Genomic DNA, 20,851 nt, shown 5'->3' with positions numbered 1-20,851 from the left:
AACCGCTGCAGGGAGCGCGGTGACGGTTGGTGAAATCACGCCGTCGGCTTCATCAAACATCGTGTGGATCACTGCGGTCGACTAGCGCTTCCTAGAGCTTCTCGTCTCCACGCTGTGCCGGGTGATAGGGGTGGGGTAGTGATCCAGGCGCTTTGAGGGCGACCAGGGACAGTTGTGAGGAGCCCGTGGTGGAGCTGATCGCGACCGAGCGCCCAGCCGATGAACCCGGCGTCAGGTGTCGGGCTCGCCAGTGGTGACGCCGGAGTTCATCCATCGCTATGATGTCCATCACTCACTGCAGCAGGAGATTCTGTACTCTTATGACGAGCGAATTGTTCACGGGCATAACGGTGCGGGAGTTGTCCGCGATGCCTCAGCTGCGTATGCGTCTCCTAGTGGGCCACGGCGGAGTCGACCGGCCCATCTCGTGGGCCCACGTCGTCGACCACACTGCCCCGTGGGACTGGCTAGAACCTGCGGACCTTGTCCTCACGACGGGGGCCATCATTCCCGAGAGCGCTGACGCTCAGGTCGACTTCGTCGAGAGGATGGTCGACGCGGGACTCAGCGGCCTCGTGGTTGGTGACGACTACACCCAGTTCACGGACGCGTTTCTCGCTGCGGCGGAGCGACTGAACTTGCCAGTGCTGTCGGTGCATCCGCAGACGTCGTGGGTGGAATTGTCCCGTCTGGTCATTCGAGCGAACCATGGTCCGGAGGGGCGCACGGTCAGCACGATCATGCGCATACACGATGCAGTCCGGTCGGGGCTCCAGAGCGCCAGGTCGAGCGCGCAGTTCCTCGAGGCACTAGGTGACGTCGTGGGTTGTCGATTGTGGTTGTTCGAGAGCGATTTTTGGGAACCAGTCTTCACTGATACGACGGCCCCTGATGATGTGTGGCGCGACGAGCTCTCACAGCACCTGCTCGATCGGCAGGGCACGGCCTCACGATTCGCATCGTTGAAGGCAGGAGCCCGCACGAGCTTGGCTGTCCCGGTTCCGGTCGAACGGCCGATCTACTTGCTCGCTGAGAACTGGCGTGGCGAGGCCCCGAGGTTGACCTTGCTCGAGCACGTGGCGGCCGCCTGTGCGATGGAGCTCGCCCTTGTCGATGCCCGCTTCGTCGAGGAGTGGCGAATGGGTTGGTCCCTGTTGTCTCAGGCTCTCCAGAGCGAATTGGATCCCGCCGCTCTCGGAATCGCGCTGAATCGGCGTGGCATCGAACCGCCATACATGTGCATCGCTATCGAGACGTCCAGTCACTCTGCGGACAGGGTCTCCAGATACTGGCGAGTGAGGAACATTCCCCATCTGGTGACTCGCATGAGCTCTGTGATGGTGCTAATCCACGCGGACGACAGGCGAAGGGGCGATCTGGAGGCGCTGAGCGCGATGACGACGCTGCGCGCCGGGATCAGTGATCCGTTCGTACGGTTGAGCGCGCTCCCCGACGCGAGTCGTCAGGCGCGGTGGGCGCTTGAGACTGTCGCTCTGGATGAGTCGGGCGTCTCGACCTATTCAGCGGCGGGACCGACTCTGCTTCCTCGCACGCTACTCGAGTCGGAGCAAATCGTGGATCTTGTTCTCGGCCCTCTGCTGCGTTACGACGAGGAATCCGGAAGCAACATGGTCCATACGCTCTCGACCTATCTGGACTGCGAACGGTCGCCCAAACGAACCGCTGAGGAACTCTTCGTGCATACCCAGACGGTTCACTACCGGCTCCAGAGGATTCAGGCGTTGACGGGGCGATCGCTGAGTGTGACCTCTGATATCAGTGCCTTCTGGCTAGCTGTGCAAACCCTGAACGTGTTGCGAACAGGCGACCAGACGAGTGTAGAACCGGGTTGATCGCGGGGGACAGTGAAGTATGCGCCTGAACGCGAACACAGCGCGCGACTGTACCGCGACACAAGGGCCGTGTCGCATGTTGTACACGGGGGCACTCCTCACCGATGACGCGTGTGAGGAGTATGGATTCATCGTTCCGCGTCGAGCGCGGGGGCGGGTACAGAGCTGAGGAGTCTGGATGATGGACAATCTGTCGGTTTCGGTCGTGGGGGTCGGCCCCATCGGGTCCGCTGTCGCGCGGAGCCTACTTCGAGCGGGCTATCGCGTGACGGTCTGGAACAGGACACGCGCCAAGACTGCTGAGCTCGAGGCTCTCGGCGCGACGGTAGCTTCTTCGGCAGCCGAAGCCGTCGAGGCCAGCGATCTCGTGATCGTGACGTTGTCCAGCATGGAGGTGAGTTCTGCGGTTCTGGGCGACAGTCGGACGTCCGAGGCGTTGCGCGGGCGCACGCTCGCTCAACTCACGTCGGCGAGCGTGAAAGACAGCCTCGCTGAGGCGGAGTGGGCGCAGAAGCAGGGGATCGAGTACCTGAAGGGATACACGCTGAGTTACCCCCGCGGCATCGGGACTGATTTCGGTTTGATCTTTTGCGCCGGACCGAGCGAGGTCATGACTCGACATCGCGAAGCGCTCGATGTCGTCGGGGCTGTGCAGTACGTAGGAGAAGACGTCAGCCACCCGGCTATCTACGCCACCTGCGCGATCTGGATGTACTACTCCTCCCTCTACGGTTTGTTGTTTGCGACCGCGTACGCGGAGGCCCAAGGTATCGAGATGTCGCGCGTGACATCTTCTGGGGACGGTGCGCTGTCCCGCTTCATCGACGAGGCTGTGCGGGATGAGAGTGTGCGGATCCAGGATCGCGACTACTCCGGAGACGAGGCCCCGATCCTCACTCACATGGCGTCGTACGACCACGTTCTCGACCTGCCGTTCATGACGGAGGCAGGTGTGGACACAGGTTTCGCACCACTGCTGAAAGACCTGATGCAGCAAGCGATTGACGCCGGAGACGGCGACAAGGACATCGCTGCCCTTTTCGATCATCTACGGCGCTGAACGGCTTTCTGGTCACCAAACCCGTGGGCGCGGTCGTGAACCCGTCTCGGTATCCAACGATGTCTGTGACCTGAAGAAACCCTGGACGAGCGTGAAACGCTTGTCCAGGGTTTCTGGGCGCCTAGCTACGGTGCGCCGCGGTCATGGGCGCCGGGGCCCACGGGCAAGCGGGTTCATCCCTCACGGAGCCGGACCGGCACGTTGCGCAGCTCGGCCACTGATGAGCACCCGAGAAGGGCCATCGTGGTGCTCAGCTCATTGCGCAGCAGCTCCGCGACCCGGCGAACTCCGACGGGGCCGCCAGCCATCATCCCGTACAGGTACGCGCGCCCGATCGCGACGGCGTCAGCACCCTCTGCCAAGCAAGCTGCGATGTCCGACCCGGACAGCACGCCGCCGTCCACGAAGACCTGAACCTTCGGGTCGAGGATCGCGCGAACCCGAGGTAGGAGCTCGAAGGGCAGCGGAGCGCGGTCGAGTTGACGACCGCCGTGCGTCGACAAGTGGACTGCATCAGCACCAGCCGCCGCCACGATGCGTGCGTCTTCCACCGACTGAATGCCCTTGACGACCATCGGTCCGGACCATTGAGCTCGCAGCCACTCCACGTCGGTGACAGTGATGGTGGGATCGAACACTCGTGCCATGCGTTGCGCAGGTTGCTCGGATTTCGCCTCGATCATCGCGAACTCGACGGGCGGCGTCGTCAACTTGTCCACCCACCACGCGGGATGACCCGCGATGTCCATGACAGAACGCCACGTCAAACGCGGTGGTACGACCAACCCATTGCGCACGTCGCGGTTACGCCGTCCTGGTACAGGCGTGTCGATAGCAAGTACGAGCGTGTCGAACCCGCACGCACGTGCGCGAGCAAGTGTGTCCAGCGTCTGTGTTCGGTCAGCCATCAGATAGAGCTGGAACCACCGACGTGCTCCGGGTACGGCCGAGGCAAGGTCCTCGACCGACGTCGTCCCAAGTGTAGAGAGACAGTACGGGATGCCCAATTCGGCAGCAACTGCGGCAACACCGCTCTCACCGCTGGCATGCATCAGCCGAGTTGCCCCTGTGGGTGCAAAGAAGAAGGGTAAAGCGCTGGGCTTGCCGAGCAGGTCGACGCCGAGATTCACCTGGCTGACGTCCCGGAGAGCGCGGGGCGAGAACTCGAGCCGCGCGAAAGTCGCGCGAGCCCTGGTCAGGCTCGCCTCGGTGTCGGCGGCGCCGTCGACGAAGTCGAACACCATGCGTGGAACGCGCCGCCGGGCCAGTGCGCGCACGTCCCACACGTCGCCGCACCTGGCTAGAGCTGCTTCTCTCGAGGGCCGTCGAATCGACAGGTCAAGAAGCGGGGCAATATCTCGCCACTTCGGCCTCTGCCTCCGCAGGCGGATCGGGTGGTTACTGCTTGCTCTTCTCACAGCTGGAGATCCGAGGCTACGTTCGTGCACTGTTCGCGGCCGAACTGCTGAACATAGAAGTCGCCAAACGCGAGCTTTCCCGTGGTGCCACTTGCTTTCCAGCCACCGAATGTCTGATTTCCTGGCCAGAATCCGGTGGTTGCCCCGACGGGGCTGTTCACATTGACGCCGCCGGCCTCGATTCTCTCGACGAAGACTCGCGCCTCCTCGACGTCGCGTGTGTAAATACCTGCTGTCAAGCCGTACGGAACGACGTTGGCCTCGGCCAGGGCGTCCTCGAAGCTCGGTGCCACTGTGACGGTGACCAGCGGGACGAACAGCTCTTCTCGAGTCAGGGGGTGGCCCAGTGGAAGGTCGGCCACGATCGTCAGATCGACGAAATAGCCTTCTTCCACGGGCCGGGTCTCGCCGCCTGTCACGACCCTACCGTCGGCTCGTGCAACCTTGACCGATTCTGCGAAGCGCTCGACACTGGCACGCTCCACCACTGGGCCCGCGAACGTCGCACTGTCCGCCGGGTCTCCGACCACCAGTGCAGACGTCAGGTCGCCGAGTCGCGCCACCAGTTCGTCGTAGACCCCGGGGGTCGCGATGACGCGGGACAGTGCGCTGCAACGTTGGCCAGAAAGGCCGAACGCGGAGGTAGCGATGCTACGCGCGGCCAGATCTACGTCCGCGCTGTCCGTGACGATGGCGACGTTCTTCCCACCCAGCTCGGCGATAACGGGGCGCCGGTAGGGACCTGACGACATGACGTCGTGGATGGAGCGGCCTGCTTCGACCGAGCCGGTGAATGCGACGCCGTCGATGTCTTCGCCGACTAGCGCCTTGCCGGGCTCGTCCGCGCCATGGACGAGGTTGATGACGCCGGCAGGCAGTCCGGCTTCATGCAGCAGGTCGACGAAAGCCTGTGCCGACCTTGGTCCGAGGTGCGAAGGCTTCATGACAACCGTGTTGCCGGCCAGCAGTGCCGCAATCGCCGGCCCAGCTCCCTGAACCATCGGATAGTTGAAGGGTGCGATCACCGCAAAAACTCCGAAGGGGCGGATCTGACTGCGGGACACGAGGTCGTCCCGGTTCTGGGTCAGAAGCGTTTCAAGCGCACCGGGACGTTCAACAATCGAGCAGTAGCGGTCGATGAGTGTGCTGAGCTCGTCGACCTCGACGAAGGCCTCAAGCCTCGACTTTGCCACCTCGAGCGAGATGATCGCCGCTATGTCTACGCGGCGCTGAGGAGTCAGCAGCTCGTCGACTCGTCGTAGGACCGATGCGCGCTCTGACGGCGACTTTCGACCCCAGGCCGTACTGGCGCGGCGGGCCGCGGAAACTGCACGTGTCACCACGTGCGCAGGCGCATCGTGGCAAAGGCTCACGTACCGGGACGGGTTGGTCGGATCCTCGCGATGCAGATCGGGCCCCTCGAATGAGGTCAGTCCGTCGATGATGTGCGGGGCGTCTACCGGGCCTGCGATGCGCATCGCTCTTAGTCGCGCTTCGAACTCCTCGTTCCGGTCGGTCGCCGTGGCTAGGTTCTGAGGCATGTTCGTCCACCAATCTCGTTGTCGGGCTCGCTGCAATCATCGAGCGCCGGTTCTCCTCGCTCAATGAGAGACGGCCCCAAAGGTGCAGGCGCCACTTGTCCCTCATGACAAACGTGAAGTGTCTACGACGGGTAGCAGTGGCTCGCGAATGGTGCCGGAGCAAGTCCGTCGGCCACACCGAGTCGCCCTCTGTCCCCAACGATGGCGGACAACGTGGGTGGGTCGCGCAGGCCCGGACGCAAGAGCGGCATCGTCATACGATGCGTGTCTTTCTTGGTCGGCAACTCGTCGACGCAAAGTAGTACACGCCGACTCAATTGCGCGGCGGGCCTGCGTCACGTCGAGCAGCGTTGGTCTCTATCTGCATGCGATGGCTCACGCCGCTTTGTCGCGATCGCGGTCCGTCGGCGGAGTGTCACTGACCGGGCGTCTCGCGTGCAGTTGGACCCGAGAACGGATGACCTGTCCCGGGTTTTTGGCCGGACGCTGAGATCGTGAGGGATCTGAGATCAGCGAGTCCGGTCTGCGCCGGTGGATGCCCCAAGCCGATGCCGAGGACGGCGAGCGGTCTGGTCTGACGAAGGGCGAGTGGGCCGAGTTGGTGCGTCTGCGCGATGGGCAAGTCCGCCTGCGCCTACGGCACTGTTCTTCGGCTCGATGCAGATCGACCTGTAGGAGTGCCGGGACTGGTCGACCAGAGCCGAGCTGGCCAACGGGATCTTCGAGTGGATCGAAGCGTTCTGCAATCCGACCAGGTGACGTTCATCGATCGGCTGCGTCAGCCCGTTCGAGTTCGAGACCCGTCACATCGCCGCTAGAGCGGCATGATCAACACGTCAAGTCCGCAAGCATCCGGGACAGGTCACGGAAGCTTGCGGACCAGGTGTGCGCGGCCGAGACGCACTGTGACATTACGTCGACCGAGTATGCCTCAGGCGTCGTCCGCCTCAGCAAGAAGCTGGGCGACCCGGGCCGCGTTCTGGCGACCGCTCCTGATGGCTCCGTCGATCCATCCGTTGAACGGGATGGCGATGTCAGCGCCCGCGAAGTAGATCCGTCCCTCCGGGCGGCGGATCTCCGAGAAGTGCTGCGTCAGTGCGCCCGGCTTCCAGCTGATGACACCGCCCTTCGCATACGGATCGGACCACCAGTCGTGGGACTGGATGCGCGCCACCTTGCAACCGGGCATGTAGGCCTGAAGGGCTTGCTCGATATCGTGTGAGTCGCGGTTGCTCAGGTCAGGATCATGACTGAACGTCGCCATGATCTGGCCCTCGTCCACCACATGCTCGGTCTGTACCGTGTTGATTCCTCCACCAACGGCTGGACTCCCCATCGCGGCGAACAGCTCCGGCCCGTCTTCGACCAGTGCCCACACCTTGACGGTCGGAGAGGCGTGTCGGTCCTCACTGGCGGTGCGCTTCACATCGCTGAGATTCGGCTCAAACTGAACGTCATTCCAGCAGTTCAACGGCATCGCCACAATCGCAAAGCGAGCGTGGATCTCGGCGCCATCTGCAGTGATGACCTGAACCCCGTCGTCGGACTGGGTGACACTCTTGACGGGACTCGACAAGCGGATCTCCGCTGATGAGTCAGCTGCCATTGCTTCGATCAGGGTACCGGTGCTCTTGTAGCGCGTCGTCAAGATCGTGGAGTATTCGTACACGCTTCCATCCATCTCCGCGAACTCGACGATGACGTTCAACGCACTCCCCTCATCCGGGCGTCGTCCCGTCAGCAGCGAGAACCATGCGTCGAGATAATCTTGCATGGCAGGTGTGAGGTTCAGCGGCGCCAAAAACTCATGCCATGTCACATCCAGATCAGCAATCGGCTGGAGATCGTAGGGAACGTCGGAATCGATTCGCTTGGCGGAATTGATGAAGAGATTCCAGGCACGTTCGAGTCCGATGATGCTCTCGGGGTCCGTCGGGATCGGAGCATCGAAGCGCTTGGTGCGGGTCAGCGTCACGACGGTTTTCTGCTCCGGGCTCTCATCGGTCGGTACGCCGTACCGCTCGATCTCCGTGCGCGCCATCGTGTTGTACTTCGGGGTGAACCACTGTCCGCCGTACTCGATCGTTGCGGCGGTGCCTTCAAACTTTTGGGCCCAGGTGCGACCGCCCAGACGGTCTCGGGCTTCCAAGAGGATGACCGTATGACCTTGATCCGTGAGGTCGCGGGCGGCCGCAACCCCAGCGAAACCTCCGCCAATGACAGCAACGTCGAACATATGATCGCTCATGACTTCTTCCACTCCATCGCATTGGACTGACCGTCTGCTGCCTTCCATCTCGACATCGATCTGCGAGCACAGGCAGTTGTCGGCAGGGTCGGACTACATGAAGACACAGTAGGACCGCTACAAGTTTGAGCCGCAGTGACTCGTCGTTCAGTTTGCGCGAGAGCGTTCATACTGCGGTATAAGGGCGATGTAGTGAGGGCAGCCCGCGCGGGGGACAGCGCAACTTCGTGGCGTGATGCTTGAGGTGATCACCCCCACGCCGCCTATCGGCGGCTGACAGTCTCCGAGCTCGGCCACCTGACGGCGAGCCGGACTATTGCGCTGGCTACACAGCACGGCTGGTCTTGGCCCGAGCCACAATTGTCGTCCCCTGATCAGGCTCGCAGACTGGGTCGAACCGGCAACTGCTGGCGTGGGTCGCCGGACTCTGAGTCTGGTGGCTGGCTGAAACATGGCGAAAGGGAACAGTGTGAGCAGGACAGGCACCAGGCGAGTTGTCATTGTGGGGGCGGGGGTCATGGGACTCAGCGCCGCTGTCGAGATCGCTCAAGCTGCTGGCCATGAGGTGACCGTCCTTGAGCGTGGCTACCCGGGCGACGGGTCGACCAGCCGCTCAGCCGGAACCTACACGCGCCAGTATCTCGACCTGCGCGACATCGAACTGCGTGCGAGGAGCGTCGAGAAGTTGTTCGACCTCGAGCGCGCAGGAGCTATCAACCTGCGGCGCATCGGCTACGTCAGACTTGGGCGAGCGCCTGCTGACCGGCACCGCTTCGAGCGTGCCGTTGACCTTCAGCGAGAGCTCGGTGTCGTGGACCCAGGCCGGGTGATCGGGCCGGATGAGTTGTCGGGTTTGGTCCCTGACCTGCGCGTGGACGATGTGGACAGCGCCCTCTACTCTTCGGCCGAGGGTTATACGGACGGCGCAGAGCTGTGCCAAGCGCTGGCAATCAAGGCCAAGAGCCGGGGAGCCAAGATCTTGACTCGCCACGGTTTGGCTGGAGCACGCCGCGGCTCGACGTCACGGTTCGTCCTGACGACCACGGGAGGTCTCGAGATTGAAGCCGACACGGTCGTCAACTGCGCCGGCGCTTGGGCCGAGCAGGTTGGGAAACTGCTCGACGCGCCGGTGCCGACCGTGTCCGAGCGGCACGAGATGTACGTGTTCCAGCTGCCTCCAAACCTCGGGTACACGATCCCGGCGATCATGGACTTCATCCCGGGCGGGAAGCCGGGACTGTTTGTCCGCCAGGAGGGCGCTGATCAACTGCTTGCGGGACTTCACACCACAACGGTTCAGGGTTCGGTGGTAACCGATCCGGATACGTGTCCGGAGAAGGCCAGTGACGAAGGACTCGAGCCGGTCTTCGAAGCCTTGACCGAGCTTTTTGGCGACTTGAACATTGGTTATCGTTCGGGTTGGTCGGGCATGTATCCCTTCTCAGCCGACTACCGGCCGATCGCCGGCCCTCATCCTGACGAGCCGGAGGTTCTCGTGGGCGCCGGCCTGCAGGGCGCGGGTCTCTCGCTTGGGCCGGCCATGGGTGCGCTGCTAGCCGAGTGGATCACCTACGGCGAGCCACGGTCGATCGCGGGTGCGACCGACATGGTTCCGCGGGTCGCGTGAAATTCGATGAACACTGACAAGGTGCTTGACGACGAGGTAGGACTGCAGGCCCGCTACGCGAGTGCGCCTGGCTTCGCCGCGCAGTATGTCGGGCCTGGGGGATTCAGCCTCTTCCCGGGCGGGTACGGGCGCTCCACCTTCGCGATGGGCCCGAGCACGCCGATGGCAGTTCGAGGCGTCGGCTATCACATCTGGGACAGCGACGATCGTCGTCTTATCGACCTCAACAACAATTTCACGTCGCTGATTCACGGCAATGCGCATCCAGCCATCACCGAGGCTGCTGTGGAGGCGCTGCGGCGTGGGGCGAGCTTCGGACTACCCAACGAAACGGAGATGACCCATGCTCGGGTACTGCTCTCACGCATTGACGCAGCCGATCAGGTCAGGTACACGAACTCCGGAACTGAGGCCGTCATGCTGGCTGTCAGAATCGCTCGTGCCGCCACAGGGCGAGCCAAGGTCGTCTTTGTCCGAAACGCCTACCACGGTCACTCAGACCTGGCATTGACCGCGGGGGGACCGCGTTCGCAGCGCGGCGTACCTGAGGGTGTACGCGCTGACAGCTTGGAGGTGCCGATCAACGACGTTGCCTCACTCGAAGAGGTCTTTGCGAGTCATGGCCAGCAACTGGCTGCCGTCATCGTCGATCCGTGCCCCAACCGTGCCGGGCTCGTGCCGGTCGACTCCGCATACATGAATGCTGCTCAAGAGCTGGCCGCATCGCACGGAACGCTCTTCGTCTCCGACGAGGTGATCTCCCTGCGCCAGGCCTTCGGGGGGGCTGCCGCGGCGGCCGGAATCACGCCAGATCTGATCGTCATGGGAAAGCTGATCGGCGGAGGCCTTCCTATTGGCGCTGTCGCGGGATCGGCGTCCGTCATGCAGGAGCTCGACCCGCTCTCCACCGCTGGGCTTGAACACGGCGGAACGTTCAGCGGCAATCCAGTGTCGATGGCTGCTGGTGTGCGGTCGCTCGATCTGTTCACAACTCAGGAGGTCGACCGTTTGAACACGTTAGGTGAGCGGCTTCGGCAGTCGCTGAGGCCGTCGGTGGAAGCCCGCGGCTGGCAAGTTCGCGGATCTGGGTCACTCGTACGGGTCTACCCGGTCGACGAGTCCGGTGGGTACAAGAAGGAGGTCGCCGATCAGCTGTGGTGGCGGGCCTACGACCGAGGTGTTCTCCTCACCCAAAGTGGGATGGGGGCGCTCTCAACGCCGATGGATGACAGTGTGATCGACGACGTCGCGACACGTCTGGTGGAAGCCATCGAGGCGACGTCCATAGGAGGAGGTGCCCTGTGAAGCTGGTGAACTATTTGGTCGACGGCCTATGGCGAGCGGGCGTGCTCCTGGGAGACACGGTGCACGACGCCGCCCGGCTGGTGGGCGTCGCAGTGCCAGGATCAGCGCCGAACGTCGACGGCTACCTGCGCAATCCAGAACTAGTTGAAGCACTCCGCTCGGCGCTACCTGGCGCCAGGGTCGACAGTGCCGTTGGCGGTCTCGAGGACGTCGTGCTCGGTGCGCCGCTCATTGCCCCCAGCAAGGTCATCTGCGTGGGGCTGAACTACAAGGCGCACGCCGACGAGGTCCTCAAAGAGGTGCCTTCGCTCCCGACGCTCTTCGCGAAGTTCGCCACGTCGCTGACCGGACCGCGGGCTCCCGTTGTCATGCCTTCGGTGGTCGATCCGCAGCTCGACTACGAAGGCGAGCTTGCCATCGTCATAGGGACCACGGCGCGTCGCGTCGATACGGCCGAGGCGCTCGGTCACGTCTTCGGAGCAATGGTGCTGAACGACGTGACGTCGAGGCGGCTGCAGTACGCCACAACTCAATGGACCTTGGGCAAGGCGATTGATGCCCTGACGCCGTGCGGTCCTGCGTTGGTCAGCCTGGATGAGATACCAGACCTTCAACGGCTCGAGTTGACGACCACGGTCAACGGCAAGGTGGTTCAAGCCGCCAATACGGCGTCGATGATCTGGAGCGTGGCCGAGTTGGTCTCGATAGTCTCGCAGTCGATCACCCTCGAACCAGGTGACATCATCGCCACCGGTACACCCGCCGGCATCGGTTCGCGACGAACTCCTCCGCTCTATCTTCAGCCCGGTGACGTGGTCTCGGTCTCAGTTGAGGGCCTCGGCACACTTCGCAACGAAGTCGTGTGATGTCAGTAGACCGCCGGTCTCCCATGTCGCCGCACACCACTCCATTCGTCAGTGTTGAAGCACGTCAAGGAGCAGCGATGAAAGCAATCAGCGCGTCGTTTCCCCACCTGATGCACGAGGACCGGCGCTTCGAGCCGCCGGCCGACCTGTCGGCAGACGCCAATAGCTCGGGGGAGGCCCACGCCCGGATTGACTCCAGCCGCGGGGCCTTCTCGGCCACCGCGACCGACAGGGGCCTCATCAGGGGTAAGGACTCTTCCGCGCCCGCAGTGACCTCGGGTCGTCTGAAGCCCAGGCTCGGCGTCCCGAGGTCACATGGTCATGCCGACCGCCCTGCACACCCCTTCCAGACCGCCCCTTGAGATTTTGGAGAGCGTTATGCCCACCGCAGATGGACGCAAGATGCTTCGGCTTGAAGTCCGCAACGCCGAGACTCCGGTCGAGAAGAAGCCGGAGTGGATCAGGACGAGGGTGAAGATGGGTCCGGAGTACAACGAGCTGATGAAGCTCGTCAAGGGCGAGGGCCTTCACACGGTCTGTCAGGAAGCGGGCTGCCCCAATATCTTCGAGTGCTGGGAAGACCGCGAGGCCACGTTCTTGATCGGTGGCGAGCAGTGCACCCGTCGGTGCGACTTCTGCCAGATCGACACCGGCAAGCCCGATCCGATCGACCGTGACGAGCCCCGCCGGGTGGCCGAGTCGGTACAGAAGATGGAGCTGCGATACGCCACCATCACCGGTGTCGCCCGCGACGACCAGCCCGACGGCGGTGCCTGGCTGTACGCCGAGACGGTCCGCAAGATCCACGAGCTCAACCCCCACACGGGCGTCGAGAACCTCATCCCCGACTTCAACGGGGTGCCCGAGCTGCTGACCGAGGTGTTCGAGTCGCGTCCCGAGGTGCTGGCCCACAACGTCGAGACCGTCCCGCGGATCTTCAAGCGCATCCGTCCGGCGTTCCGGTACGAGCGGTCGCTCGACGTCATCACCCAGGCCCGCGACTTCGGCCTGGTCACCAAGTCCAACTTGATCCTCGGCATGGGCGAGACCCGCGAAGAGGTCTCGCAAGCACTGCGGGATTTGCATGAGGCCGGTTGCGACCTCATCACGATCACCCAGTACCTGCGCCCCTCCAAGCGCCACCACCCCGTCGAGCGGTGGGTCAAGCCCGAAGAGTTCGTCGAGCTCAAGACCGAGGCAGACGAGATCGGCTTCGCCGGTGTCATGTCCGGACCCCTCGTCCGCTCGTCCTACCGCGCCGGATCGCTCTACCGACAGGCCATCGGCGTGCGGCAGGACGCAGAACTGTGATCGATCGCCGTCGCGGGTGCGTTACTTCTCCCCGGAGACAGGATCACGTCTGTCTGCGAAGAAGTCAGTCATCGTTCGGTTGACAACCCGGGCGGCTTCCACATGCGGCGAATGGCCGACGCCGTCGAGGAGCCTCACTGCGATGGAGTCGTGAAGCACCGACGTTGCGGGGCTCTCGATGACTCGATCGTCAGCACCCCACATGATCATGGTGCGGATATCACTGCGTTGAAGCGCGTCGGCACCGACCACGACCTGGTTACCGAGCGCAAGAACGTGTGTCGCGAGGCGCTCTAGCGCCGACTGGCTTTCTGCTCTCAGCTTGTTCGACAGCACTTGCTGGGCAAAGTCCACCGTGACGAGAGCTGGATTCGCGAAGAGCATTTCCAAGACCACGTGCATCTCATCGGTCGTCTCGGCCTGGACGAAACCCTCTACGTATCGAGCATCGGCGGCCTGACCGAACCCGGCGGGTGCAATAAGTGCGAGCGACGTGCACTTCTCGGGTTTACGCAATGCCAGACTCGCTGCCACTAGGCCACCCAAGGAATGGCCCACGAGGTGAGCCGTACGAATGCGGCGCGCCTCGAGAACTTCTTCGACCGTATCGACCAGGACCGAGATTGAACCGGTGCCTACCGCTTTCGTGGAATCACCGTGCCCGGGCAGGTCGAGGGCCAGCACTCGGTAACGACGTGCGAGTGCGCTCACGTTGAAACGCCAGTTCTCAGCATCGCCGCCGAAGCCGTGAATCAACACCACGTTCTCTGAGTCGGGGGAGCCCTGCTCAAGGGTGCGAATTGGGCCCAGGGAGGTGTCAGTGAACTGCACCCTCAGCTTCGATTCTTCCGTGTTCACGTGATTGGCCTCGATTCGCGAAAAAATCGCACTGTGGGATCTCAATGAGTGGTGATGAGTGTCGATATACGCCCTGTAGAAAGGCAACGGAAAAATGGGAACGGTATCGACACTGAACAATGATCGCGGCCGACGTTATCTGTGCGCGTCGGCGGAGCGGCAGTGCGCTCTTGTCCAAGACGTCGCGCGATCGTCATCGCGGACAACAAGTTACTGCTGACGGCTGCGTGGCTAAGTTGGTGGCTCGACCGGGCCGCGTGACGACTCACGAGCGGCGGTAGCCGGCGCCTACACACAGCAGGCGCTTTAAACAGAGGAGTGTTGTGTCTAACTACGCTGTTCGTGATCCTAGAACTGGCGAACTAGTCAGGACCTATCCAACGGCAGATGACGCATCGATTGCTTCAGCTATTGATGCTGCGTCGTCGGCCGTGAAGCCGTGGGCCACCTTGGCTGTTTCCGATCGCGCTGCGATTCTTCACCGTATCGGCGAGTTGCACCTGGAACGTGCCGAAGCTCTTGCGCATACCGTGACCCGCGAAATGGGTAAACCCGTCGACGACGCTCGCGGCGAGATTGAGTTCGCTGGTTCGATATATCGGTACTACGCGGATAACGCAGAGACCTTTATGACTGACACGCCACTAGTGGTCCTGGAAGGCGGCGGGTCAGCAATGCTGCGAAGGGCCGCGTTGGGACCGCTCTTGGGAATCATGCCGTGGAACTATCCGTACTATCAGGTTGCTCGTTTTGTGGCTCCAAACTTCCTGTTGGGAAACACAATTCTTCTCAAGCACGCCTCACAGTGCCCGCAGACGGCAGAGGCAATCGAAGACATCCTCGTGGAGGCAGGCGTCCCGCGTGGCGTCTATCGCAATCTCTACGCATCACGCGAGCAGGTGGGCGATATCATCGCGGACCCGCGCGTGCAGGGTGTGTCGTTGACGGGCTCGGAGGAGGCGGGTGCCTCAGTGGCCGAGCTAGCCGGTCGGCATCTCAAGAAAGTGGTCCTCGAGCTGGGGGGCTCCGACCCGTTCGTCGTCCTCAGCACGAACGACATGGCCAGGACTGTCGCGGCGGCGGTTGGTGCTCGGTTGGAGAACACAGGCCAGGCGTGCAATGGCGCCAAGCGGTTCATCATCATCGACGAGCTCTTTGAGGAGTTCGTGCAGCAGTTCACCGACGCTCTCGGTGCGTCATGGTCCGGTGCGCCGATGTCATCACTGGGTGCCGCTGAGTCGCTGCAGGATCAGGTGGATCGTGCCGTCACGCAAGGAGCAACCTTCAGCACGACGGGGGTGCGGGATGGATGCTTCTTCCCGCCCGGTGTCCTGACCGGAGTCTCGCCGGACCACGACATCTACTACCAGGAACTTTTCGGCCCAGTGGCGATGGTCTTGCCGGCTAGCGACGAGGCGCATGCCGTCGCACTGGCCAACGACACGCAGTACGGCCTGGGTTCCTACGTGTTCACGACTGACCCCGATCAGGCCTCACGAGTCAGCGATGCGATTGAGGCAGGGATGGTGTTCATCAACGGGGTCGGGCTGGAAGGAGCCGAGCTCCCATTCGGGGGTGTGAAGAGGTCGGGCTTTGGCCGCGAGCTGGGATCACTGGGGCTCGATGAGTTCGCCAACCGCAAACTCATCCGTGCGAGCTCGGACTAGGAAGGCTCTCATGACTGCGATCGAACGACTTCTCGAACTCGAGGACGCCTTCAATTATAAGGATTGGGTCACGCGGGTGCGTGGACTCTGTGCTTCAGACATGGAGTTCATCGACGTTGGTCCAGGCGTGCGCTCCGACATCGACGGGTTCATCGAGGTGGAGCAGACCATGATGCGCGCCTGGTCGAACGTGCGTACGCGTCAACTCGTGCTGCTGGGAGATGACACCAGCGCTTGTATCGAGCTGGAGATCACGGCTACGCACAGTGGTCCGCTCGTGTGGCACGGCCATCCGTTCGCTGCCACTGGGCGAGAGGTGAGCATGCATTTTGCACGCTGCATCTCGGTCTCAGACGGTTCGATCACGAGTATCCGCGACTACTTCAACGATGTCTCGTTCATGCGTCAACACGACATCCCAGTCCAGATCGCCGACGTCGGTCCCATGGCCATCTGAAGTGCAGAGATCGAGGTCGCTGGTGCGGTCGGGGGAGATCGCGTCGGACGCCGGAGCGAAGCCATGCCGACGAGCCGCCGCGGGGAACACCGTCGAGCACTGAGTCGGACGATATGCAGGGCCGGAGCGCGAGATCGGCTTCGTCCGCAACCATCAGCGGTGGATCACACGGGAAGAGGGCAGTCAATTGGTCATGGCGACTCGCAAGCGAATTGCAGTGATCGGCGCAGGTGCCGCAGGACTGGCGAGCCTGCGCGAGCTTCGGCATGCGGGCCACGACGCGATCGCCTTTGAACGTACGGATGTGCCAGGCGGGCATTGGAACACCGACTACGACGCGCTGCACCTCATCACTCCGAGGTCCGTCTCAACGTTTCGAGACCACCCGCAACCATCGACGTACCCGAACTATGCGAGCAGAGAGCAGGTCGTGCACTACTTGCACGGCTTCGCGCGTAGCGAAGGACTGTTGCCGCACATTCGGTTCGGTGTCGAGGTTCTGGACGTCGCACCTCGTGCCGGAGTCGGACTCGACGGCTGGGACGTTCAGCTCGACGACGGTAAGACGGAGCATTTCGACGCTGTCGTGGTCGCGAATGGACACCTTCACCATCCGTACGTGCCGGATCTTCCGGGCGAATTCGCCGGGAGGGTGCTGCACTCGTCCGACTACAGGAATGTCGGCGACATCGACGGCGAGCGTGTGCTGGTGATCGGCGCTGGCAATTCTGGATGTGACCTGGCCGTCGACGCGGCGCAGGCTCGCCGGGAAGTCGACATCTCAGTTCGGCACGGGTTCATCTTCATGCCCAAGTCCCTATTCGGCATGCCGAGGCTCGAGCTGCCAATCAGCAAGTTGCCCCCTTGGATCTACGCGCGAATCCTTCGTTTGCTGATACGAGTCAGCGTCGGGCGCCCGGAACAGTATGGTCTTCCGATGCCGCTCTCGCGCGACTTCACGAAGCAGCGCGCCATCGTCAACGACTTGCTCCCGTACTGGATCATGCATGGACGTATCCGCGTCCGGCCCGGAATCCAGTCGATCGATGGCTGCGAGGTGACATTCGACGATGGAACATCCTCGACATTCGACACCATCTTGTTGGCGACGGGATTTCGATACAGCGCGCCCTTCCTCTCCTCGGGTCTCGTCCCTCGAGAAAATGACATGCCGCGGCGATGGGCGTCGGGGATTCTTCCTCACGGTCTCGCGAATCTCTACTTCGTGGGGTTGATTGCCCCGATGGGCGCGCAATGGCCGATCTACGAGCTGCAAGCCCAGCAGGTTGACCACATGGTGAGGTTGCAATCTGAACTCGAGGAGCCACTGGTCACGCGCTTCCAGCGCGAAGACGATGGCTTCGGCGAATTGGAACTTCAGCGGCGGGACTTCACGATGCTCTACGTCAAGACGCAGCGGATTCTCGATGCACTTGAGAGGTAGGCCGTGGGTCACCACGACCTACACAGTCTCGTCGGTGACGCGAGCACCCCTCGGGCCGCGTCGTCGGGAACCGCCTGCGGAGGGAGAGTGGGAGCCGGACACGGACGGTCTTCGAGGCAGCTCGAACCCTTCCTCCAGGCCCTCCGGGTCTGTCCTGGCGGGCGACAGGTCGATGCGAACGCGATGAGGCTGCGGCCTGGCTTTGGCTACCTGGCGCGAAGCTGGCTCGTGAGCCGGCAGAGCGAGTGACTGAGTCGGCGGTGGGCCAGCCACGACTCACGCGCGATCGCTGACGCGCTCGGCGAAGAATGTCGGTGCATTCCGCAGCAGCTGAGCTGCCGGAGGTGGGAGCTGCCGCGCTTTGCGGTGTGCGAGAAAGAGCTCGTATCGCATCGGGTCGTCGATCACCCGCACGGAGGCGACACCTTCGCCGCGATGCTCGACGTCATGCTGTGGCAGGAAGGCCACCCCGAGGCCGGCCTCGGCGAGTCGCATGGCCTGCCAGGGGTCACCGGTCTCGAACTGTTTACGCGGGGTGAACCCGGCGCGTGCGCACGCTTCGGCCACGGTCTGGCGGATGGTCGACGGACGGCGGAAGGCTATGAAGGGTTCATCGCGGAGCTCAGCCATGCGAACACCTTCCCGCTTCGCCAGACGATGCGTCGGGCTCACCACGAGCCGCAGCGGATCTGCAGCAATTCGGGTCAGCTCCAGCCCGGCTTGATGGGTGGGTGGCACACTCGAGATGACAGCGAGGTCGATCGCGTCGGACCGCAGCTGTTCGGTCAACCGAACGCTGACATCCTCGCGGACCGCAAGCTCGACGTCGGGATGGCGCTGGTGGAAGTCGGCGAGCAGCATGGGGACCTCGATCGGACCGGTGGTGGGTGTCACCCCGAGAGTGACGCGTCCACGGAGCAGCGCGGTCGACCTGTTCATCGAGTCGCGGATCGTGTCCATCTCGGTCAGTATCCGTCGGGCGTGCGCGACGAGGGTGAGGCCGTCCTCAGTCAGCGCTACGCGTCGAGTGGTGCGGTCCACCAGGCTGACTCGGAGCTCGGCCTCCAGCTTCTGGATCTGTCGGGACAGCGCCGGCTGAGCGACGCCGGCCCGTGCAGCGGCGCGCGTGAAGCTGCGCTCCTCGGAGAGCAGTACCAGGTGCGAGAGCTGTCGAACATTCATGCCTAAATCGTATGACAGATATCTGATTCATGTCTTGGACAAATTAAAACGGTTCTAGGACACTCTTGTGAGACCTAAGGAGAACCATGAGCGAAGTAGTGTGGCGACCTGCCGGAGCAGACGTCGAGATGGCCAACATCACCCGATTCGCTCGGGCTGTGGGTGTCAGTGGGTCCTATGACGAACTGTGGCGGTGGTCGACCGAAGACCTGGAGGGGTTCTGGGGGGCGGTGGTGGATCAGTTCGGCATCCGGTTCCACGAGCAGCCGACGCGGATCCTGGCTGATCGCTCCATGCCCGGAGCCAGCTGGTTTCCCGGCGCCACGCTCAACTACGCCGAACATATCTTCACAGCCAAGAATGACGATGCGGTCGCGATCCAGCACGCGTCGGAGCTGCGCCCGCTCGGAGCGTGGACCTGGGGCGACCTACGACGGGAGACGGCACGGATCAGGAGTGGGCTGCAGGCGCACGGTGTCGGTGTCGGCGATGTCGTGGCCGCCTATCTTCCCAATATCCCGGAGACCGCCGCTGCCTTCCTCGCGACGGCCTCCCTGGGGGCCATCTGGTCGAGCGCCGCTCCGGAGTTCGGCGCGAGAGCGGTGATCGATCGTTTTGCCCAGATCGAACCGACGGTCCTCCTCGCGATCGATGGATACCGCTACGGCGGGCGTGACTTCGACCGCGAGGAGCAGGTGGCCCACATCGCCCGCGAGGTGGGGGTTCCGGTCGTGAGGCTCGGCTACCTGGACGGCACAGGATGGCAGTCTGACTTCCTCGGACCGGAGGACAGTCGGCTCGAGTTCGTCGCCGTCCCCTTCGATCACCCCCTGTGGGTTCTTTACAGCTCCGGCACGACCGGTCTGCCCAAGGCCATCGTCCACAGCCAAGGGGGTGTTCTCATCGAACTGGTCAAGCATCATCACCTGCACCTTGATGCCCGCCCGAGCGACCGCGTGTTCTGGTTCACCACCACGGGATGGATGATGTGGAACTTCCTGGTCAGCTGCTTGCTGACGGAGGCGTCGATCGTGCTGTACGACGGCAGCCCCGCCTCACCTGACCTGGAGCGTCTGTGGGACCTGGCCGAGGAGACGGGCACGACCATCTTCGGGACCAGCCCCGCCTATCTCGCCTCATGCCAGAAGGGCGGGCTGGAGCCGGCGCGCGGACGGGATCTGTCTGCGATTCGATCGATCGGGGCCACCGGATCACCCCTCGCACCCGAGGCATTCACATGGGTGCGCGACCATGTCGGCGCCGATGTGTGGCTCGCGCCCTCCAGTGGCGGGACGGACGTCGTCACAGCCCTGCTTGTCGGGGTGCCCACCCTCCCCGTACACCTCGGTGAGCTTCAGGCGCGGGGCCTGGGTGTGAAGGTGGAGGCCTACGACGAGGAGGGGCGGCCTGTCGTCGGTGGCGTGGGAGAGCTGGTGGTCACGGCTCCCATGCCGTCGATGCCGGTCGCGTTGTGGAACGACCCTGACGGGTCGAGACTCCGTTCGACCTACTTCGAACACTTTCCCGGTGTGTGGCGTCACGGCGACTGGATCGAGATCACCGATCGAGGCACGGCCATCATCTCTGGACGTAGTGACTCGACCATCAACCGCGGTGGGGTGCGCATGGGCACCAGTGAGATCTACCGCGCCGTGCTGGCCGAGGATGACGTCGTCGATGCCCTAGTCGTCGACATTCCACGAGAAGGCGCCGAGAACTTCATGCCGGTCTTCGTCGTGCTCCGCGAGAGCGTCAGCCTGGACGAGGACCTCGTCGCTCGCATCCGACGCAGGATTCGGAGTGACTGCTCTCCGCGTCACGTTCCTGACGCGGTGCTGCAGATCGCTGAGGTTCCGCGGACGCTGAGCGGGAAGATCTTGGAGGTGCCGGTGAAGCGTATCCTGATGGGAGAGTCGCCTGAGCGTGCGGCAAGCCGGGAAAGTCTTGCCAACCCGGCCGCCCTGGACGGGTTCGTGGAGATGGCGCTTCGATGGTGAACCGGCTGGACTACGGA

At 63.1% G+C, this 20,851-nt stretch carries 15 protein-coding genes; 10 read left to right on the top strand and 5 right to left on the bottom strand.

What is annotated here, in order from left to right; genetic code table 11:
• Positions 1-278 precede the first annotated feature (278 nt).
• Positions 279-1,853 (top strand): PucR family transcriptional regulator, encoded by a 1,575-nt coding sequence (locus ACXJKC_RS08425; RefSeq protein WP_456696255.1) that lies wholly within the window; start codon positions 279-281, stop codon positions 1,851-1,853.
• A gap of 178 nt (positions 1,854-2,031) precedes the next feature.
• The gene (locus ACXJKC_RS08420; RefSeq protein WP_456696254.1) at positions 2,032-2,913 is read left to right on the top strand and encodes an NAD(P)-dependent oxidoreductase; all 882 of its coding nucleotides are present in this window, start codon (positions 2,032-2,034) and stop codon (positions 2,911-2,913) included.
• A 173-nt stretch (positions 2,914-3,086) separates the two neighbouring features.
• Here ACXJKC_RS08420 and ACXJKC_RS08415 read toward each other — a convergent pair whose 3' ends face one another.
• The 3 genes from ACXJKC_RS08415 to ACXJKC_RS08405 all read right to left on the bottom strand — a co-directional run bounded on the left by ACXJKC_RS08415 (position 3,087) and on the right by ACXJKC_RS08405 (position 8,090).
• Positions 3,087-4,199: an alpha-hydroxy acid oxidase gene (locus ACXJKC_RS08415; protein ID WP_456696253.1), complete on the bottom strand. Its 1,113-nt coding sequence runs from the start codon at positions 4,197-4,199 to the stop codon at positions 3,087-3,089.
• A gap of 128 nt (positions 4,200-4,327) precedes the next feature.
• Positions 4,328-5,872, bottom strand: coding sequence for an aldehyde dehydrogenase family protein (locus tag ACXJKC_RS08410; protein ID WP_456696252.1), 1,545 nt, complete (start codon positions 5,870-5,872; stop codon positions 4,328-4,330).
• 931 nt (positions 5,873-6,803) lie between these two features.
• The gene (locus tag ACXJKC_RS08405) at positions 6,804-8,090 is read right to left on the bottom strand and encodes a flavin monoamine oxidase family protein (protein WP_456696645.1); all 1,287 of its coding nucleotides are present in this window, start codon (positions 8,088-8,090) and stop codon (positions 6,804-6,806) included.
• 499 nt (positions 8,091-8,589) lie between these two features.
• Between ACXJKC_RS08405 and ACXJKC_RS08400 the strand changes: the two genes are divergently transcribed.
• The 4 genes from ACXJKC_RS08400 to lipA all read left to right on the top strand — a co-directional run bounded on the left by ACXJKC_RS08400 (position 8,590) and on the right by lipA (position 13,229).
• On the top strand, positions 8,590-9,747 hold the full coding sequence (locus ACXJKC_RS08400) for an NAD(P)/FAD-dependent oxidoreductase (RefSeq protein WP_456696251.1): 1,158 nt from the start codon (positions 8,590-8,592) through the stop codon (positions 9,745-9,747).
• A gap of 6 nt (positions 9,748-9,753) precedes the next feature.
• Entirely contained in the window at positions 9,754-11,052 is a 1,299-nt protein-coding gene (locus ACXJKC_RS08395) for an aspartate aminotransferase family protein (RefSeq protein ID WP_456696250.1), read from the top strand.
• Entirely contained in the window at positions 11,049-11,918 is an 870-nt protein-coding gene (locus ACXJKC_RS08390; RefSeq protein WP_456696249.1) for a fumarylacetoacetate hydrolase family protein, read from the top strand. The genes ACXJKC_RS08395 and ACXJKC_RS08390 overlap by 4 nt, the downstream gene beginning before the upstream one ends.
• 378 nt (positions 11,919-12,296) lie before the next feature.
• Complete coding sequence (gene lipA, locus ACXJKC_RS08385) at positions 12,297-13,229, top strand: lipoyl synthase (protein ID WP_456696248.1); 933 nt, start codon at positions 12,297-12,299, stop codon at positions 13,227-13,229.
• A gap of 21 nt (positions 13,230-13,250) precedes the next feature.
• Here lipA and ACXJKC_RS08380 read toward each other — a convergent pair whose 3' ends face one another.
• Positions 13,251-14,207: an alpha/beta fold hydrolase gene (locus ACXJKC_RS08380; protein ID WP_456696247.1), complete on the bottom strand. Its 957-nt coding sequence runs from the start codon at positions 14,205-14,207 to the stop codon at positions 13,251-13,253.
• Between the two features lie 203 nt (positions 14,208-14,410).
• Here ACXJKC_RS08380 and ACXJKC_RS08375 point away from each other — a divergent pair, with 203 nt between their 5' ends.
• The 3 genes from ACXJKC_RS08375 to ACXJKC_RS08365 all read left to right on the top strand — a co-directional run bounded on the left by ACXJKC_RS08375 (position 14,411) and on the right by ACXJKC_RS08365 (position 17,655).
• Positions 14,411-15,754: an NAD-dependent succinate-semialdehyde dehydrogenase gene (locus tag ACXJKC_RS08375; RefSeq protein ID WP_456696246.1), complete on the top strand. Its 1,344-nt coding sequence runs from the start codon at positions 14,411-14,413 to the stop codon at positions 15,752-15,754.
• Positions 15,755-15,764: 10 nt separating this feature from the next.
• Entirely contained in the window at positions 15,765-16,211 is a 447-nt protein-coding gene (locus ACXJKC_RS08370) for an ester cyclase (RefSeq protein WP_456696245.1), read from the top strand.
• A gap of 193 nt (positions 16,212-16,404) precedes the next feature.
• Positions 16,405-17,655, top strand: a complete 1,251-nt coding sequence (locus ACXJKC_RS08365) for a flavin-containing monooxygenase (RefSeq protein WP_456696244.1) — start codon at positions 16,405-16,407, stop codon at positions 17,653-17,655.
• A gap of 276 nt (positions 17,656-17,931) precedes the next feature.
• On the opposite strand, the gene ACXJKC_RS08360 is transcribed toward ACXJKC_RS08365, so the two are convergent.
• A complete protein-coding gene (locus tag ACXJKC_RS08360) occupies positions 17,932-18,837 on the bottom strand; it encodes a LysR family transcriptional regulator (protein ID WP_456696243.1) in 906 nt (301 codons plus the stop codon).
• Between the two features lie 86 nt (positions 18,838-18,923).
• On the opposite strand from ACXJKC_RS08360, the gene ACXJKC_RS08355 reads away from it, so the two are divergent.
• Positions 18,924-20,834 carry an acetoacetate--CoA ligase gene (locus tag ACXJKC_RS08355; RefSeq protein WP_456696242.1) on the top strand — a complete coding sequence of 637 codons (1,911 nt, stop codon included), beginning with the start codon at positions 18,924-18,926 and terminating at the stop codon, positions 20,832-20,834.
• The last annotated feature ends 17 nt before the right edge of the window (positions 20,835-20,851 follow it).

This window comes from Aeromicrobium sp. P5_D10 (assembly GCF_054049535.1).
This window is presented reverse-complemented; position numbering and strand designations above follow the sequence as displayed.

What these genes read in the sequence shown, in the direction of transcription:
- ACXJKC_RS08355 (WP_456696242.1), top strand. Translation starts at nt 18,924, where the DNA reads ATGAGCGAAGTAGTGTGGCGACCTGCCGGAGCAGACGTCGAGATGGCC.
- ACXJKC_RS08410 (WP_456696252.1), bottom strand. Translation starts at nt 5,872, where the DNA reads ATGCCTCAGAACCTAGCCACGGCGACCGACCGGAACGAGGAGTTCGAA.
- ACXJKC_RS08365 (WP_456696244.1), top strand. Translation starts at nt 16,405, where the DNA reads ATGGCGACTCGCAAGCGAATTGCAGTGATCGGCGCAGGTGCCGCAGGA.
- ACXJKC_RS08420 (WP_456696254.1), top strand. Translation starts at nt 2,032, where the DNA reads ATGATGGACAATCTGTCGGTTTCGGTCGTGGGGGTCGGCCCCATCGGG.
- ACXJKC_RS08370 (WP_456696245.1), top strand. Translation starts at nt 15,765, where the DNA reads ATGACTGCGATCGAACGACTTCTCGAACTCGAGGACGCCTTCAATTAT.
- ACXJKC_RS08360 (WP_456696243.1), bottom strand. Translation starts at nt 18,837, where the DNA reads ATGAATGTTCGACAGCTCTCGCACCTGGTACTGCTCTCCGAGGAGCGC.
- lipA (WP_456696248.1), top strand. Translation starts at nt 12,297, where the DNA reads ATGCCCACCGCAGATGGACGCAAGATGCTTCGGCTTGAAGTCCGCAAC.
- ACXJKC_RS08395 (WP_456696250.1), top strand. Translation starts at nt 9,754, where the DNA reads ATGAACACTGACAAGGTGCTTGACGACGAGGTAGGACTGCAGGCCCGC.
- ACXJKC_RS08425 (WP_456696255.1), top strand. Translation starts at nt 279, where the DNA reads ATGATGTCCATCACTCACTGCAGCAGGAGATTCTGTACTCTTATGACG.